This window comes from Limnohabitans rimovensis (SeqCode) (assembly GCF_965234775.1).
In the GTDB taxonomy this organism is placed as follows: domain Bacteria; phylum Pseudomonadota; class Gammaproteobacteria; order Burkholderiales; family Burkholderiaceae_C; genus Limnohabitans; species Limnohabitans rimovensis.
The window spans coordinates 1,574,402-1,587,917 of sequence record NZ_OZ248562.1 but is presented as its reverse complement, the minus strand read 5'-3'; the positions used below and the strand labels follow the sequence as shown (position 1 = coordinate 1,587,917).

Sequence of the window (13,516 nt, the reverse complement as noted above, 5' to 3'; positions counted from 1 at the left end):
TCAAGGCTTGTGACCTGCAGGCCTATAAGGGGTAGCGCCGCACCAGGTATTGGGCCACGCACACCGGCTTGTCTTGGCCTTCACATTCAATGCTCACCCGCCAAGTCAGTTGCAGTGCGCCGCCATCAATGTTTTCGACCGCAGCCAAATGCAGCAATGCGCGCAAGCGACTGTTGACACGCACCGGCGCCATGAAACGCACTTTGTTGAGGCCATAGTTGACACCCATGGAAGGTGTTAGCACGGTGTAGGTGGTGCTGAAAAAATGTGGCAGCAAGGACAGGGTTAAAAAGCCGTGCGCCACCGTGGCGCCAAAAGGGCCGGTGGCGGCCCGCGCGGGGTCCACATGAATCCATTGCGCGTCCCCCGTGGCTTGCGCAAACCCATCGATCTGCGCCTGGGTGATGGTGAGCCAATCGCTCCAGCCGATGTCTTGGCCCACGCAAGCGCTCAGTTCATCCCAAGTGGCAAAGCTTCTCATGGTCAGTGCGCCGATGGTTCAAGCATATGGATTGGACACGCCCAGCTTATGGAGGATGGCGACCTCGTGGGCTTCCATCGCCTTGGCGTCTTTCAAGGATGTTTCATGGTCCCAGCCTTGGGCGTGCAGTGTGCCGTGCACCAGCAAGTGCGCGTAATGCGCCGCCAGCGTTTTCCCTTGTGCTTTGGCCTCTTGGGCAATCACTGGGGCGCACAGCACCAAGTCGGCCATCACCACCGGTGACTGCGCGTAATCAAACGTCAGCACATTGGTGGCGTGATCTTTTTTTCGGTAACCGTGGTTCAGCGCTCGGCCTTCGTCCAAGCTGACAACGCGCACCGTGATTTCTGCATCGTTTGACAAGGCGTGGCGGATGCAGCGCGACACCACATGGCGCGCCAAAGCCTGGCGGTGTCGTTGGGCATAGGGGATGTCGCCAAACTGCAACGACAAAACAAGTTTTTTCAGTGGCATGGGTTCAGGGGGCGTCGTTTCTGCGTTGACCTTTTTGGTCGTAGGCATCGACGATGCGCGCGACCAAAGGGTGACGAACCACATCGGCACTGGTGAAGTGCGTCATGGCAATGCCTGGCACCCGTTTGAGCACCCGTTCGGCGTCCACCAGTCCACTGAGGTGGCCTTTGGGCAGGTCAATTTGGCTCACGTCGCCGGTGATCACCGCTTTGGCGCCAAAGCCAAGGCGGGTGAGAAACATCTTCATTTGCTCGGGCGTGGTGTTTTGCGCTTCGTCCAAGATCACAAAGGCATTGTTCAATGTGCGCCCACGCATGAAGGCCAGCGGGGCAATTTCCAGGGCATTGCGCTCGAAAGCTTTTTGCACCCGATCAAAACCCATCAGGTCGTACAAGGCGTCGTACAAGGGTCGCAAATAAGGGTCGACTTTTTGCCCCAGGTCGCCGGGCAAAAAGCCCAACTTCTCACCGGCCTCCACCGCAGGGCGTGTCAGCACGATGCGCTGCACCGCGCTGCGCTCCAAAGCGTCTACCGCACAGGCCACGGCCAAATAGGTTTTGCCCGTGCCTGCGGGTCCAATGCCAAAGGTGATGTCGTGTTGGGCAATGTGTTCCAAATACACGCCCTGGGTGGGCGTTCGCGCTTGCAATTGGCTGCGCCGGGTGAGCAGTTGCATGGCCCCGGTCTCGGTCTCTTGCAGCCCTTGGTCGCCCGCGAGCATCCATTGCACCTGTTCGGCGGGAATGGGTTTGGTGGCGCGCTCATACAAGGCTTGCAGCACTTCCAGGGCCTGGGTGGCTTTGGCCTTGGGGCCGTCGATCTTGAATTGCTCGTGTCGATGCGCGATTTTGACTTGCAGACCCAACTCGATGGTGCGCAAATGTTCATCCATGGCGCCACACAAGTGTCCCAGTCGGGTGTTGTTGGGCGGGCTGAATGTGTGGCGCAGAATCAAGTTGATAATCCGTTGAAATTTCCCCAATGATAGGCATTCAATGATCGGCAAGTTGAGCGGCACGCTGAGTGAGAAAAATCCTCCCCAGGTTTTGGTGGATTGCAATGGCGTGGGTTATGAGGTGGATGTGCCCATGAGCACCTTCTACAGCCTACCGGCGGTGGGCGAAAAAGTCTCGTTGTTGACCCATTTTGTGGTGCGAGAAGACGCCCAAATTTTGTATGGCTTTGGTTCTTCTGAGGAACGCACCGCCTTTCGCCAGCTGATCAAAATTTCGGGTGTGGGCCCACGCATGGCCTTGGGTGTGCTCAGTGGCATGAGCGTGGCCGAGCTGTCCCAAGCCATCACCTTGCAAGAGGCGGGGCGTTTGGTGAAGATACCCGGCATTGGCAAAAAAACCGCCGAGCGGCTGTTGCTGGAGCTCAAAGGCAAGATGGGCGCTGACTTGGGGCCGTCTTCGGCACCTGTGGGCGACAGCACGCAAAACGACATCTTGCAAGCCTTGGTGGCCCTGGGCTACAGCGACAAAGAAGCCGCCTTGAGCCTCAAAGCCTTGCCAGCTGACGTGGGTGTGAGCGAGGGCATCAAGTTCGCGCTCAAGGCCTTGGCCAGATAAGCAAAGCCATGAGCATTCAAACCGATAACTTTGGCGAAGACTTCAACCCCGCACCACGCGTGGTGTCAGCCGCGCCAGTCAGCCCACGCGAAGAGGCGATTGAGCGTGCCCTGCGCCCCAAGCTGCTGCAAGAGTATGTGGGCCAAGCCAAGGTGCGTGAGCAGTTGGAAATTTTCATAGGAGCAGCACGCAACCGCGATGAAGCCTTGGACCACGTGCTGTTGTTTGGCCCACCCGGTTTGGGCAAAACCACGCTCAGCCACATCATTGCCCAAGAGCTGGGTGTGAACCTGCGCCAAACCAGTGGCCCCGTATTGGAAAAGCCCAAAGACCTGGCAGCACTGTTGACCAACTTGGAAAAAAACGATGTGCTGTTCATCGATGAAATCCACCGTTTGTCGCCCGTGGTGGAAGAAATTTTGTACCCTGCGCTGGAGGACTATCAAATCGACATCATGATCGGCGAGGGGCCGGCTGCACGCAGCATCAAGCTCGATTTGCAGCCTTTCACTTTGGTGGGTGCCACCACCCGCGCTGGCATGTTGACCAACCCGCTGCGCGACCGCTTTGGCATCGTGGCGCGGTTGGAGTTTTACAGCGCCGAGGAGTTGCAGCGCATTGTGATGCGCAGCGGCGGCTTGCTCAAAGCGCAGCTCGACGAGCAAGGTGGTTTCGAGATTGCCCGTCGCTCACGCGGCACGCCGCGCATCGCCAATCGCTTGCTGCGGCGGGTGCGTGACTACGCCGAGGTCAAGGCCGATGGGCGCATCACCCAAGCGGTGGCGCAAGCGGCGTTGGCCATGCTCGATGTGGATCCGCAAGGCTTCGATTTGATGGACCGCAAGTTGTTGGAAGCTGTGATTCACCGCTTTGACGGCGGCCCCGTGGGTTTGGACAACATCGCCGCCAGCATCGGCGAAGAGCGCGACACCATCGAAGATGTGATCGAGCCGTTTTTGATTCAGCAAGGTTTTTTGCAGCGCACACCGCGTGGTCGCATCGCCACCTTGGCGGCGTATCGGCATTTGGGGGTGGCGGCACCCCAGCGGGCGAGCGGGTTGTTTGGCGAGTGAGCGCTCAGCCCCTCAGGCTTCGTCGAGCAAGGACCCGTGCAAATGGGCGTCGTCGCCCCAGCCCACCAACGTCAGGCTCTGAGGCGTCCACAGCAAACGGTTGATCGTGGCGTTGCCCAAGGTCCAGCTGCGCGGCGCTTGCAAGCTTTGTTGGGTGGCGGCGCGGTAGAGCAAATCCAGCACCCCCCCGTGGGCGACCACAGCGATCTGCTGCCCCAGGTGCTGCTGGGCCAAGGCGTTGACCGTGGTCATCACCCGCTGCTGCATGGCCAACAAGGACTCGCCCCCACCGGGCGGTTCCCATTCGGGCACCCGGGTGCGCCAAAGCTGGGCTTCATCGGGCATTTCTTGTTCAATTTGGGCAAAGCTGCGACCTTCAAAATCACCAAAAGCGCGCTCTCTGAGACCCACATGGGTGGTCAATGGGGCACCCGTTTGCCAGGCCACAGCTTGCGCCGTGGCCAATGCCCGCTGCAGGTCACTGCTGTAAATGGCGTCCATCGGGTCGGCTTGGGACAAGGCCTGTCCCAGCCAACGGGCTTGGCGCTGGCCGTGGTCATTAAGAGGGATGTCGGTATGCCCTTGGATGCGGGTGCTGGCGTTCCAGGCGGTTTCACCATGTCGAATGGCGACGATGCGGGTCGAAATCATGGCCGCAGTTTAAGTCCCCCCTCGGCACAGCCAAATGCCCAAAAAAACCAAGGATTTGGCCGGCCAGGTCAGAACGCCCCATTTTTGACGCAAAATAGCACGATCGTTCTTTTTTATGCGCAACGTCTTGAACCTCCACCACACCAACCCCCCGAGCTCGACCCGGGAGGGTCGCGCCATGCACAAAGGGCAGCAAACCAAAACCGCCATCGTTGACGTGGCGCTGAGCCTTGCCACCCAAATGGGCTTGGAAGGCTTGACCATTGGCGCGGTGGCCGAGATGGCCGGCATGAGCAAGTCCGGCGTTTTTGCCCATTTTGGTTCGCGCGAGGAGTTGCAGATCTCGGTCATCCGCGAATACCACCACCGCTTTGAACAAGAGGTGTTTTACCCCGTCTTGTTGTTGGCCAGGGGCTTGCCCCGTTTGCGGGCTTTGTTTGCCAACTGGATGCAGCGCACCAGTGCAGAAATCGATTCGGGCTGCCTGTACATCAGTGGTGCGGCGGAGTTTGATGACCGGCCGGGGCCGGTGCGCGATGCTTTGGCCAGCTCGGTACAAACCTGGATGGCGGCCTTGCACCGCGCGGTGCGCATAGCCGTTGAGCAAGGTGACTTGGCCCAACAAACCGACGCCGCCCAAATGGCCTTTGAAATCCATGGCCTGATCTTGGCTTGCCACTACGAAGCCCGATTTCTCAAAAGCAAAACGGCACTGGGCTTGGCCCAGCGCAGCTTTGAGAACATATTGCACCGCTACGGTGCCACACCATCGTCCCTGCCGGGCGGGGGCTGAAGGCCCCTGGCCGGCCTTTCAGAACAGCCCAGTTTTCACCCCACCATTCGTTTCTACCCCTTCAACGCCACCGAGGACACCATGCCCAGCTACACCCCCCCATTGCGCGACATGCAGTTTTTGTTGAACGAATTGCTTCAAGTGCCACAAGTCTTGAAAGAATTGCCAGCCCATTCTGAAACCGACGCCGACACCATCACAGCGGTGCTCGAAGAAGGTGGCAAGTTTGCGGCCCAGGTGCTGTTTCCCCTCAACGCCAGCGGCGATCAACAAGGTTGCCATTGGGACCGGGATACCCATGATGTCAAAACACCGGAAGGGTTCAAAGAGGCCTTTGCCCAATTTGTGGCGGGTGGTTGGCCGGCGTTGAGTTGCGACCCGCATTACGGCGGCCAGGGACTGCCGATTGTGGTGAACCAGTGCTTTTATGAAATGCTCAACAGCGCCAACCAGGCCTGGACCATGTACCCGGGCTTGACCCACGGCGCTTATGAATGCCTGCACGCCCACGGCACGCCCGAGCAGCAAGCATTGTTTTTGCCCAAACTCACCAGCGGCGAGTGGACGGCCACCATGTGTTTGACCGAGGCCCATTGCGGCACCGACTTGGGATTGCTGCGCACCAAGGCCGAGACCCAAGCCGATGGCTCATACAAACTCACCGGCAACAAAATTTTCATCAGCTCAGGCGACCACGACTTCGTGAGCAACATCGTTCACCTGGTGTTGGCGCGCTTGCCCGATGCACCCGCCGGCAGCAAAGGCATCAGCCTGTTTGTGGTCTCCAAGCACGTGCTCAATGCGCAGGGCCAGTTGGGCGCGCGCAATGGGATTTATTGCAGTGGCATTGAGCACAAAATGGGCATCAACGGCAGTGCCACCTGTCAAATGACATTGGACGGGGCGGTGGGCCATTTGGTCGGTCAGCCCCACAAAGGTTTGGCGGCCATGTTTGTGATGATGAACGCCGCACGCATTGGTGTGGGCATGCAATCTTTGGGATTGACCGAGGTGGCCTACCAAAATGCACTGGCCTATGCCAAAGAGCGCATCCAATCACGCAGTTTGTCAGGCGTGAAAACCCCCGAGAAACCCGCCGACAGCATTTTGGTTCACCCTGATGTTCGCAAGATGTTGCTCACCGCCAAGGCTTATGCCGAGGGCGGTCGGGCGTTGAGTTTGCATTGCGCCTTGTTGATCGACCAACAACTCAACCACCCCGACGAACAGGTGCGTGCCGATGCGTCGGAAGAGGTGGCCATGCTCACCCCCATCGTGAAAGCCTTTTTGACCGACAACGGTTGGACGGCCACCTCCGCTTGCTTGCAAGTGCTGGGCGGACATGGCTTTATCCGTGAATGGGGCATGGAGCAATACGTGCGCGATGCCCGAATCAACATGATTTACGAAGGCACCAACACCATCCAAAGCTTGGATTTGTTGGGCCGCAAGGTGCTGGGCAACCAAGGGGCCACGCTGAAAAAATGGGGCCAGCGCATCACCGCCTTGGTCGCCGAAGAAGCCGGCAATGAAGACATGGCCGCTTTTGTGCAGCCCTTGGCCAAACTGGGCCAGCAAATGACGGCATTCACCCAAGAAATTGGCATGAAGGCGCTGGGCAATGCCGATGAAGTCGGTGGCGCGGCGGTGGACTACATGCGTGTGGCGGGGCACCTGGTGTTTGCCTACTTTTGGGCCCGCATGGCGCAACTGGCCTTGCGCCAAATGGCAGCTGGCAACCGCGACCCCTTCTACCAAGCCAAGCTGCAAACCGCGCGCTTTTACTTCGCCAAATTGTTGCCAGAGACCGCCAGCCTGATGCAAACCGCGCGCAATGGGGTGGATGTGCTGATGGACACTGAGGCGGCATTGGCTTGATGGTGTGGGACACAGGAGTGAACATGACTTTGAAGATCAATTTACCTGCCGCCATGACCGCCTTGGTCGCTGCTGCATGGCTTTGCGCGGCACCTGTGCTGGCACAAGTCACCCCGGTGGGGGTGTGGCACACCATCGATGACCGCAGCAATGAACCCAAGGGGGAAGTCATCATCACCGAGGCCAATGGCGTGGTCACCGGTCGCGTGGGGCGAGCGCTCAAGCCAGACCCCAAGGCCAAACGAACCTGCGAAGATTGCAAAGACGATCGCAAGAACCAAACCATCATTGGGATGGAAATCATCCGTGGCGTCAAAAAAGAAGCCGGGGAGAATGTTTGGAGCGGCGGCAAAATCCTCGACCCCAATGAAGGCAAGGAATACAACGTGCGTTTCACACCCATCGAGGGCGGAAAGAAAATGCAAGTTCGTGGTTACATTGGGCCGTTTTACCGAACCCAAATTTGGCTGCGTGCCCCAGACACCGACACGGCCGAAAGCAAAAAGGATTGAGCATGAATGAGATATTGACCCATGTGGACGCAGGCGTCACCACATTGACCATCAACCGGGTAGAGAAAAAAAATTCCCTCACCGCAGCCATGTATGCGGACTTGGCCCAGGGCATTGCCCAAGCGGCCCAAGACAGCAGCCAGCGGGTGTTGGTCATTCAAGGCCATGAGACGGTGTTCAGCGCGGGCAATGATGTGGCGGATTTTTTGAACCAGCCCCCCACCGGCACCGACGCCCCCGTGTTTCATTTTTTGCAAGGCATTGCCACCTTTCCCAAACCCTTGCTGGCCGCCGTGTGTGGCCCAGCCGTGGGTGTGGGCACCACCATGCTGCTGCATTGCGACTTGGTCTATGCGGGCGACAACGCGGCTTTTTCCATGCCGTTTGTGAACTTGGGGCTGTGCCCTGAGGCGGCATCGAGCCTGTTGGTGCCGCGCCTGATGGGGCACCAGCGTGCAGCCGAGGCCTTGCTGCTGGGCGAGCCTTTCATGGCCGAAGCGGCTTTGGAGGTGGGCTTGGTCAACCGCGTGTTGCCGCCCACAGAAACCAACGCCTATGCCCAACAACAGGCGCGCAAACTCGCCGCCAAGCCCTTGAGCAGCTTGATCGAGACCAAGCGCTTGCTCAAAGGCGCACAAACGCCTGCCGTGCTCGAGCGCATGCAAGAAGAGGGCGGTATTTTCAGGCGCATGCTCACCGAGCCAGCGGCCAAAGAGGCCTTTGGTGCGTTCTTGCAAAAGCGCAAACCCGACTTTTCCAAGCTGTGAGCAACTGGCCTTTGGTTGTCACATCGCTGGACAAGCTGGGCCTGCAAAACCCAGCCCACGCATGAAAAAGACGCCCCCATCAGCGGTGGTTTATGAGCCCGAGTTCATAGAGGGATTGAGGCTTATCTTTGAAGAAAAAATCTGTTTCAATCGGGTGCTGGGTTTGCGCATCGACCGCGTGTCGCCCACGGAGGTGAGCTGCCACATGGCCATGCACCCCGACTTGATTGGCCACTACGGGCACCAGCGTTTGCACGGAGGGGTGATCGCTTCGTGTATGGACGGTGTGGCGGGTTTGGCGGTGATGGCCGCTTTGGGCGCCAAGCACCTGGAGGAACCCATCGCCAAACGCTTGCACCGCTTTGACCGCTTGGGCACGATTGACATGCGTGTGGATTATTTGCGCCAAGCCATCGGGGAGCGCTTTGAAGTGCGCGCTCAGGTGCTGCGCTTGGGCTCTCGGGTGGCCAATTTGCAAATGTCTTTTTGGGGCCAAGGCGAGGAACTCATCGCCACGGGGGCCGCCGCATTCATTGTGTCCTGACCAGACATGAAAAAACCCCGCTGTGCTGCAGCGGGGTTTTAGAGGTGGCGCGAGAACGACTTACTTGAAATAGTCGGTCGTGACCTTCCATTTGCCGTCTTGGATTTGAGACAAGCGGGAAGCATAGTTGCCCAGGCGCTTTTCAGGCCCAAAGGTCAGCTCTGGACCGCCAAACATGTCTTTGGGATAGACCATGGTGTCCATGGCTTTGATGAAGCTGTCGGTGGTCAGGTTGGTACCAGCTTTGCGTGCGGCAGTGGCGAAGTTGTTGATGGCGCTGTAGCCGTAGACCGAGAAAACGGTGGGGTCTTCGTTGAACTTGGTCTTGTATTTATTGGCCCAAAAACGAATGGGTTGTGAAGCCTCATCCAAGTAGGGGTGTTGTGAGGTCATGGCTGCGTACAGGCCATCCATGGCTTTGCCACCCAACTTGTGAATCAAGTCGGTATAGGCAGCCGACGAGCCCAAGAAAATAGGGTTGAAGCCCGTCTTGCGCGACTCGCCAATGGCGCCAATCGTTTCGCGGATGATGGTGCCCAATACCACCATCTCGCAGCCCGATGACTTGAGCTTGGCAATTTGTGACGAGAAGTCGGTGGATCCACGTTTGTAGGTGGTGCGCTCGGTCAATTCCATGTTGATGGACTTGAGGCCAGCCTCGGCCCCACGCACAACCTCCAGGCCAAACTCATCATCTTGGTACAAGGTGCAAATTTTCTTCACGCCTTTTTCTTTGACCAACATGGCGGTGGACACCCGCACTTGGTCGTAATAGGTGGCGGCAAAAGAATACTTCAGGCGGTGAAAGGGCTCAAACATTTCGCGCGCGGCGGTGACGGGAAAGAAGTTGACCACGTTCTTTTCAAACTGCACCGGCATGGCGGCCAAATTTTGAGCCGTACCAATGTGCCCCACCATGGCAAAAATCTTGTCTTGGTTGACCAGTTTTTGGGCAGCCAAAAATGCCTTTTTGGGGTCGTAGCCAGAGTCTTCGATTTTGATCGTGAGCTTGCGGCCATTGATGCCGCCTTGCTCGTTGAGTTCGTCCACGGCCAGCAACATGCCCAGGCGCACTTGCTTGCCAAAACCCGCCAAGGGGCCGGAGAGGTCTTGGATCGAGCCCAGATTGATTTCGGTCTTGCTCACGCCTTGTGATTGCGCCAAAGCCAAGGGTGCGCTCAAGCAAGCCATCAAGGCCATCCCAAGGCGGATGTGGGGGAGTGATTTCATGCGGATCTCCAGGGTTAAAAAAGTGGGTAGATTCTGCTGGCCTTTGCAGCCCTGTCAAGCCATGGTAAGCCCGTAGGCCCGTGGGCCATCAGGGGCGGTACATGGCTTCAATGTGGGGTGCGTATTTCTTTTGCACCAATTGGCGCTTGAGCTTCATGGTGGGGGTGAGTTCTTCGTCCTCTGCCGAGAGCTGGGTGTCTAGCAACCAAAACTTCTTGACTTGTTCGACCCGGGCAAACTGGGCATTGGCTTGGTCCACCACCGATTGGATCAAGTCCAGCACAGCCTGGCTTTGGGTCAGGCTGGCATAGTTGCTGAAAGGGACATCGTGATCCTGGGCGAATTTTTCGACATTGTCTTGGTCGATCATGATGATGGCGGTCAGGTAAGGCCGCTGGTCACCAATCAGCACCGCATCGGTGATGTAGGGTGAAAACTTCAACTCGTTTTCAAATTCGCTGGGGGTGATGTTCTTGCCGCCTGCGGTGATGATGATGTCTTTCATCCGGTCGGTGATGCGAAAGTAACCATCGGCGTCGACCTCGCCCACATCGCCGGTGTGCAGCCAGCCATCGGCATCCAGGGCTTCAGCGGTTTTGTCGGGCAAATTCAAATAGCCCATGAACACGTTGGGGCCACGCACCAGAATCTCGTTCGTGATTGGATCCAGCCGAACTTCGTTGAAGCCAGCTGCTGGCCCGATGGAGCCGGGCTTGATGCGGGCAGCGGTCATGGCCGTTGATGCGCCACAGGTTTCGGTCATGCCCCAAGCTTCCAGCATGGGCACGCCCAGAGACAAATACCATTTGATCAGGCTGGGCGAAATGGGGGCGGCGCCAGAGATCAGCATGCGGGCGCGGTGAATGCCAATGAGCTTGCGCACGTTGTTGAGCACCAACCAGCGGGCCAGCGTGAATTGACACTTCAATACCCAGGAAACCGCTTGTTGGGCCAGCACCCGCTCGGCGATCCGCTGGCCCACCCCAATGCCCCAGGCATACGTCATTTGTTGCAATGGGCTGGACTCTTTGAGGGCGATCATCACGCTGGAATAAAACTTCTCCCACACCCGGGGCACGGCCACAAACACCGTGGGCGCGATTTCGCGAACATTCTCGGGAATGGTTTCGGGGTTCTCCACAAAATTGAGCACCGCCCCGGTGTACAGCGCATGGTACTCACCGCCAATGCGCTCCACAATGTGACACAGTGGCAAAAAGCACATGCGATCGTCGCGCGCATCTTGGCGCGCCAAGGTGTTGAAGCCGCGGACCGCATACACCAGTCCGGCGTGGCTGTGCATGGCCCCCTTGGGTTTGCCAGTGGTGCCCGAGGTGTAAACCAGAATCGCCAGGTCCTGGGCTTGACAAGCGTCGCTGCGAGCGCGCAAAGCGCCAGGCTGATCTTGGCCCCAGGCGCGACCCCGCTCGACCAGCTCCTCCCAGCCCATGACCATGGGGTCATGGAGCTGCTGCAAGCCAGTCATGTCAAACACCACGATGTGGCGCAAGCGCGGCAATTGATCGCGCACCGCCAAGGCCTTGTCGAGCTGCTCGTCGTTTTCCACAAACAGCACCACGCTGTCCGAGTCTTGGCAAAGGTATTGCACTTGGGATGCGGCGTCGGTGGGGTAAATGCCGTTGGAGACGGCGCCACAGCACAAAATGGCCAAGTCGCTCAGCACCCATTCGCGCGAGGTGTTGGCCAAAATGGCGCAACGGTCGTGGGCTTGCACGCCCAGGCTCATCAAGCCTTGGCCCAGGTCTTGCACCGTGTTGGCGCAATCTTGCCAAGTCCAACTGCGCCAAATGCCCAGTTCCTTTTGCCGCAGCCACACCTGGTCGGCGCGCTGCGCCGCCGCTTGCCAAAACATGGCGGGGATGGTGTCACCCGCCACAATGATCTCAGTGTTGCCTTGCAGGTCTTGCAAGTTCCATAGATTGCTCATGCTCAGCGCCAGGTTTTCTTTTTCTTCCAGCGCCGCTCCGTGCGAACGCTGTCGTCTTTCATGCCCAAGTAAAACTCGCGGATATCGTCTTTCTCGCGCAAGCGCTCACAGCTGTCTTCCATGACGATGCGGCCGTTCTCCAGCACATAGCCCCGGTCGGCAGCGTTCAAGGCCATGTGGGCGTTTTGCTCGACCAGCAAAATCGTGGTGCCGCGCTCGCGGTTGATGCGCACCACGATTTCAAAAATTTCCAAGGTCAGCTTGGGGCTCAAGCCCAAGCTGGGCTCGTCGAGCAAGATCATGTCAGGCTCGGCCATCAAGGCCCGTGACAAGGCCAACATTTGTTGCTGGCCACCGGACAACAAGCCAGCCTGTTGGCTTGAGCGCTCTTGCAAGATGGGAAAGTAGGCATAGACCTGGGCCATGTCCCTGGCCACGCCGTCGCGGTCTTGGCGCGTGTAAGCGCCCATCAGCAAGTTGTCGTGCACGCTCAGCAAGGGGAACACCTCGCGCCCCTCGGGCACATGCGAGACACCGCGCTGAACGATGGCCGCAGGGTCTTGTCCAGTGATGTCTTGGCCTTGGTGCAGCACACTGCCTTTGCGCGGCTCAATGATGCCGGAGATGGTTTTCAAAATGGTGGATTTGCCGGCCCCATTGGAGCCCAACACCGTGACAATTTCACCGGCATTCACCTGCAAGCTCACCCCACGAATCGCTTTGATGGGCCCGTAGCTGCTCTCGACATTGAGCAGTTGCAAGATGGGGGTCTGGTCGCCGCTCATGTCCGACTCCGGCGCAAATGGCTCAAGTCTTCGGCGCTGCCCAAATAGGCCTCGACCACATCGGGGTGGCTTTGCACCTCAGCGGGGCTGCCCAGGGCCAGCACCTGGCCTTGGTTCATGGCCAGCACCCGGTCCGAGACCATGCTGACCAAGCGCATGTCATGCTCCACCATCAACACCGTGATGCCCAACTCGTGTTGGATGTCGCGGATCCAGTAGGCCATGTCGTCGGTTTCCTCGGCATTCAACCCGGAGGAGGGCTCGTCGAGCAGCAGCAATTGGGGCTCGGTGCACAAGGCACGGGCCAACTCGACCACCTTGCGCACCCCGTAAGGTAAACCGGCCACCATGGTGTCGCGGTGGTGTTGCAAGTCCAGCAGATCGATCACCTCTTCGACCCGCAGCCGAAAGGCGCGCTCGCTGCGGCGCACCGCGGGTGTGAAAAGCAGGTTTTGCCAAAACCCGGTTTGTTGGTGCACATGGCGACCAATGAGCAAATTTTGCAAAACACTGGCGTGTTCAAACAGTTCAATGTTTTGAAATGTGCGGGCGATGCCCAAAGCGGCCACCTTGTGCGCTGGGCAATCGGTCAAAGTCAGCTCGCCCGTTGGGGTGTGCCAGCGAATATGGCCACTGGTGGGGTTGTAGATGCGGCTGATCAGGTTGAACACCGTGGTTTTGCCCGCGCCGTTGGGCCCAATCAAGGTGAAAACTTCACCTTTGCGAACAGCAAAACTCACTTGGTTGACGGCCCGAACGCCGCCAAACTGGACACTCAAATCATGGGCTTGCAACAAGATGTCGGACAT

General features: G+C 58.4%; 15 protein-coding genes. 7 read left to right on the top strand and 8 right to left on the bottom strand.

Annotated elements, in window-relative coordinates:
* Positions 1–22 precede the first annotated feature (22 nt).
* Genes AC8GFZ_RS07735 through AC8GFZ_RS07725 form a run of 3 tightly spaced genes read right to left on the bottom strand, consistent with a single transcriptional unit; the run spans position 23 to position 1,910 of the window.
* The gene (locus tag AC8GFZ_RS07735; RefSeq protein ID WP_506643987.1) at positions 23–481 is read right to left on the bottom strand and encodes a MaoC family dehydratase; all 459 of its coding nucleotides are present in this window, start codon (positions 479–481) and stop codon (positions 23–25) included.
* 18 nt (positions 482–499) lie between these two features.
* On the bottom strand, positions 500–955 hold the full coding sequence (gene ybeY, locus AC8GFZ_RS07730; RefSeq protein ID WP_506643985.1) for an rRNA maturation RNase YbeY: 456 nt from the start codon (positions 953–955) through the stop codon (positions 500–502).
* 4 nt (positions 956–959) lie between these two features.
* A complete protein-coding gene (locus tag AC8GFZ_RS07725; protein ID WP_506643983.1) occupies positions 960–1,910 on the bottom strand; it encodes a PhoH family protein in 951 nt (316 codons plus the stop codon).
* Between the two features lie 40 nt (positions 1,911–1,950).
* On the opposite strand from AC8GFZ_RS07725, the gene ruvA reads away from it, so the two are divergent.
* Together ruvA and ruvB are read left to right on the top strand one after the other, a co-directional pair.
* Complete coding sequence (gene ruvA, locus AC8GFZ_RS07720) at positions 1,951–2,526, top strand: Holliday junction branch migration protein RuvA (protein WP_506643981.1); 576 nt, start codon at positions 1,951–1,953, stop codon at positions 2,524–2,526.
* 8 nt (positions 2,527–2,534) lie between these two features.
* On the top strand, positions 2,535–3,599 hold the full coding sequence (gene ruvB, locus AC8GFZ_RS07715) for a Holliday junction branch migration DNA helicase RuvB (protein ID WP_506643979.1): 1,065 nt from the start codon (positions 2,535–2,537) through the stop codon (positions 3,597–3,599).
* A gap of 12 nt (positions 3,600–3,611) precedes the next feature.
* Here ruvB and AC8GFZ_RS07710 read toward each other — a convergent pair whose 3' ends face one another.
* On the bottom strand, positions 3,612–4,250 hold the full coding sequence (locus AC8GFZ_RS07710) for a histidine phosphatase family protein (protein ID WP_506643977.1): 639 nt from the start codon (positions 4,248–4,250) through the stop codon (positions 3,612–3,614).
* A gap of 178 nt (positions 4,251–4,428) precedes the next feature.
* On the opposite strand from AC8GFZ_RS07710, the gene AC8GFZ_RS07705 reads away from it, so the two are divergent.
* The 5 genes from AC8GFZ_RS07705 to AC8GFZ_RS07685 all read left to right on the top strand — a co-directional run bounded on the left by AC8GFZ_RS07705 (position 4,429) and on the right by AC8GFZ_RS07685 (position 8,744).
* Positions 4,429–5,043, top strand: coding sequence for a TetR/AcrR family transcriptional regulator (locus AC8GFZ_RS07705; protein ID WP_506643975.1), 615 nt, complete (start codon positions 4,429–4,431; stop codon positions 5,041–5,043).
* 81 nt (positions 5,044–5,124) lie between these two features.
* Positions 5,125–6,921: an acyl-CoA dehydrogenase C-terminal domain-containing protein gene (locus tag AC8GFZ_RS07700; RefSeq protein WP_506643973.1), complete on the top strand. Its 1,797-nt coding sequence runs from the start codon at positions 5,125–5,127 to the stop codon at positions 6,919–6,921.
* Between the two features lie 23 nt (positions 6,922–6,944).
* The gene (locus AC8GFZ_RS07695; RefSeq protein ID WP_506643971.1) at positions 6,945–7,433 is read left to right on the top strand and encodes a DUF2147 domain-containing protein; all 489 of its coding nucleotides are present in this window, start codon (positions 6,945–6,947) and stop codon (positions 7,431–7,433) included.
* Positions 7,434–7,435: 2 nt separating this feature from the next.
* Complete coding sequence (locus AC8GFZ_RS07690; protein ID WP_506643969.1) at positions 7,436–8,200, top strand: enoyl-CoA hydratase; 765 nt, start codon at positions 7,436–7,438, stop codon at positions 8,198–8,200.
* A gap of 61 nt (positions 8,201–8,261) precedes the next feature.
* Positions 8,262–8,744 (top strand): thioesterase family protein, encoded by a 483-nt coding sequence (locus tag AC8GFZ_RS07685; RefSeq protein WP_506643967.1) that lies wholly within the window; start codon positions 8,262–8,264, stop codon positions 8,742–8,744.
* A 60-nt stretch (positions 8,745–8,804) separates the two neighbouring features.
* On the opposite strand, the gene AC8GFZ_RS07680 is transcribed toward AC8GFZ_RS07685, so the two are convergent.
* The 4 genes from AC8GFZ_RS07680 to AC8GFZ_RS07665 form a co-directional block, all read right to left on the bottom strand.
* A complete protein-coding gene (locus tag AC8GFZ_RS07680; protein ID WP_506644262.1) occupies positions 8,805–9,944 on the bottom strand; it encodes an ABC transporter substrate-binding protein in 1,140 nt (379 codons plus the stop codon).
* A gap of 118 nt (positions 9,945–10,062) precedes the next feature.
* The gene (locus AC8GFZ_RS07675; RefSeq protein ID WP_506643965.1) at positions 10,063–11,922 is read right to left on the bottom strand and encodes an AMP-dependent synthetase/ligase; all 1,860 of its coding nucleotides are present in this window, start codon (positions 11,920–11,922) and stop codon (positions 10,063–10,065) included.
* Positions 11,923–11,924: 2 nt separating this feature from the next.
* Entirely contained in the window at positions 11,925–12,707 is a 783-nt protein-coding gene (locus tag AC8GFZ_RS07670) for an ABC transporter ATP-binding protein (protein ID WP_506643963.1), read from the bottom strand.
* On the bottom strand, positions 12,704–13,516 hold the full coding sequence (locus AC8GFZ_RS07665) for an ABC transporter ATP-binding protein (RefSeq protein ID WP_506643961.1): 813 nt from the start codon (positions 13,514–13,516) through the stop codon (positions 12,704–12,706). Before AC8GFZ_RS07665 ends, AC8GFZ_RS07670 begins: the two co-directional genes overlap by 4 nt.